Annotated in this window: 5 protein-coding genes and 1 pseudogene; 3 read left to right on the top strand and 3 right to left on the bottom strand. The window is 40.2% G+C overall.

The window, feature by feature from the left end; translation table 11 throughout:
* The 3 genes and pseudogenes from B9G53_RS28095 to B9G53_RS28585 form a co-directional block, all read left to right on the top strand.
* Positions 1-389 (top strand): hypothetical protein (locus B9G53_RS28095; protein WP_217901602.1); only part of this gene is annotated, 389 nt, incomplete at its 5' end.
* A 5-nt stretch (positions 390-394) separates the two neighbouring features.
* Positions 395-568 (top strand): hypothetical protein, encoded by a 174-nt coding sequence (locus B9G53_RS27470; protein ID WP_176453236.1) that lies wholly within the window; start codon positions 395-397, stop codon positions 566-568.
* Positions 558-1,331, top strand: a pseudogene (locus tag B9G53_RS28585) (Rpn family recombination-promoting nuclease/putative transposase). The gene B9G53_RS27470 and the pseudogene B9G53_RS28585 overlap by 11 nt, the downstream one beginning before the upstream one ends.
* A gap of 52 nt (positions 1,332-1,383) precedes the next feature.
* Here B9G53_RS28585 and B9G53_RS15700 read toward each other — a convergent pair.
* From B9G53_RS15700 to B9G53_RS15690, 3 genes are all read right to left on the bottom strand, one after another.
* The gene (locus B9G53_RS15700) at positions 1,384-1,605 is read right to left on the bottom strand and encodes a DUF4926 domain-containing protein (protein ID WP_094533932.1); all 222 of its coding nucleotides are present in this window, start codon (positions 1,603-1,605) and stop codon (positions 1,384-1,386) included.
* A gap of 12 nt (positions 1,606-1,617) precedes the next feature.
* Entirely contained in the window at positions 1,618-1,950 is a 333-nt protein-coding gene (locus B9G53_RS15695) for a DUF6883 domain-containing protein (RefSeq protein WP_094533930.1), read from the bottom strand.
* 5 nt (positions 1,951-1,955) lie between these two features.
* Positions 1,956-2,235, bottom strand: a 280-nt coding sequence (locus B9G53_RS15690; RefSeq protein WP_141211798.1) for a tetratricopeptide repeat protein, incomplete at its 5' end; no start/stop codon positions are given.

The following is a 2,235-nucleotide window of genomic DNA, read 5'->3' as shown; positions in this document are numbered from 1 at the left end:
CGGCTTCATATTTTAAAGTTTTTTTCTCCCACCTGCCAACGCTATTATTTGCTCCCTGCACCTGTTTCGTAATTGTTTTTCTCATTCCATTACGAGCGGAATGTGGGCTAAAATTACTGTTAGTAACTTATTCATCTTGCAGATTTATGAATGTAAGTTTTCCAATACCACAAGAACTTGAGTCCTATGTTCAAGGTCAGATTCAGTCTGGATCTTATGATACTGTAGCGGATTATTTTTTGGCGTTGCTAAATCAAGATCGCAAAAGAAGAGAGGCTCAAGAAAAATTAGCAAGTTTGTTACAAGAGGGTTTGGACTCAGAAGCTGAATTAGCAACTTCAGCGTACTGGCAGGATCTTCGTTTGTCAGTACTTGGAGAAAAGCATTAGTAGGTATGGCTTTTCAGATAATTGTTCGCGATCGCGCTACCCAAGATATTAGGCGACAGGCAAATTATATTTTAGCGATGGGCAATCGAGATGCGGCTGAAAGATTTCTAGGATTTGCTGAGTATGCTTTCGCGCAGCTAATGACAACTTCCATTTCATTCTTTTCTCATGCGAACTGACACGATTTTTTATAAACTCTTTCAAACTTTTAATACTCTGCTGTTTGAACTTCTCAATCAACCGTTTGAAGAGGGGTATGAGTTTATTTCAGTGGAGGTAAAGGAGAAGGCTTTTCGATTTGATGGCATCTTTGCTCCTGAAACCATAGATAAGCCGATTTACTTTGTCGAGGTACAGTTCCAGAAAAAAGCTAATTTCTATTGGGAGTTTCTCAGCGAGATTTTGTTGTATCTCAGTCAATATGAGCCAGAAAATGATTGGAAGGCAGTTGCAATATTTGCCGATCGCCAAGTTGCTCCCACCAAATTATCAAGTTTCCAGCAAGAGTTGATTGATAATCAACGTTTAATACCAATTTATCTCGATGAGTTGGGTGAGTCTGAGTCAGTGGCGATCGCTATAGTTCAGTTAATTACAAGCCCTGAAAGTGATGCGCCGAAAATTGTGCAGGGTTTGAAGTAGCAAAACTTAAATCCTGATATTATGGAATTAGTCGAAGCTGTGCTTGTGTCCAAATTTAAAAACTTAAGCCGCGAGGAGATTGAAGCGATGTTTACACTCAGTGATATAAAAAATACCAGAGTATATAAAGATGCTTTGCGAGAAGGCGAATTAAAGGGTTTGCAAAGAGGACTAAGAAAAGGCTTGCTAAAGGGTCGCCAAGAAATCGCTCTAAATTTGCTGAAGTCTGGTATGGATATTGAGCAAGTTGCTCAGGTTACTGGTCTAAAAGTTGAGCAGGTGCGTCAGTTGCAATCATAGAGATGCCTTACGGATTGCCTGAAGCCAACCGAGTCAACGGATAAGCCTAAATTTAGGCAGCAACTAATTGTCTTTCTTGGATGGGGTGATGGTATAAAACCATTAGCTGTCTTTCTGTTAGGGTTTCGATCGCATAGGCTTTTCCATTGAGGTCGCTAAATTCGACTTCAAAGACTTTAGGTTCGTAAACTTCTACAATTGTGCCGACTTGTCCTCGATATAAGTGATAATTGGGGACATCTTCTAAAAGAGCGACTACATCTAGTAATTTCATAATTATCTCCTTTTAAGGTATGTAACAGGTGACTAAACGAGGAAAATTTTCTTCAAAACGGACAATCCAAACGCTACGAACGATCGCTTGCTTGTCGCGTCTGTTCATCGAAAAGTCAATTATATATTTTTTGCCATAACTATTTTCTCTTTCAAAGGCTGCATTGTAATTTTTGAGTGCTTCTTTTAGGGCGTTGCGGAGTTCTTCTTCATTTTCTTGTCTTAGTCCCAAAACTGACTGAAAGACTCGCGCTTTGTGTTGACCATCGGGATGTTCGGGATTGAGGCAATATCCTGATAGTTTTTCGGAGTCAATTATGGCTTGTTCAGGATTAGGAAGTTTCATCGTTTTTAGGTTTGCTCTTTCCTCAACTCTCTTAGGTATTGTAGATTATTACGAATTGTTTTTGTAGTGGGATGTTCGGTGCCTAGTGAAACTTCAAGAATTGCTAATGCTCGCAGATAGAGAGGTTCGGCTTCGCTGTACTTCCCTTGCGATTTGTAAAGTTCAGCGAGATTGTTGAGGCTGAAGGCGAAATTGGGATGGTTTGCTCCTAGTTGGCGTTCCAAGATCGAGAGAGATCGCAGATAGAGAGATTCAGCTTCGCTGTACTTCCCTTGCGMTYKGTAA

Source organism: Pseudanabaena sp. SR411 (genome assembly GCF_002251945.1).
Lineage (GTDB): Bacteria > Cyanobacteriota > Cyanobacteriia > Pseudanabaenales > Pseudanabaenaceae > Pseudanabaena.
The sequence above is the reverse complement of the archived record's forward strand: the minus strand, read 5'-3'. Positions and strand labels throughout refer to the sequence as shown.

Excerpts from the sequence above, each read along its gene's own strand:
- B9G53_RS27470 (WP_176453236.1), top strand. The coding sequence starts at position 395 with ATGGCTTTTCAGATAATTGTTCGCGATCGCGCTACCCAAGATATTAGG.
- B9G53_RS15700 (WP_094533932.1), bottom strand. The coding sequence starts at position 1,605 with ATGAAATTACTAGATGTAGTCGCTCTTTTAGAAGATGTCCCCAATTAT.
- B9G53_RS15695 (WP_094533930.1), bottom strand. The coding sequence starts at position 1,950 with ATGAAACTTCCTAATCCTGAACAAGCCATAATTGACTCCGAAAAACTA.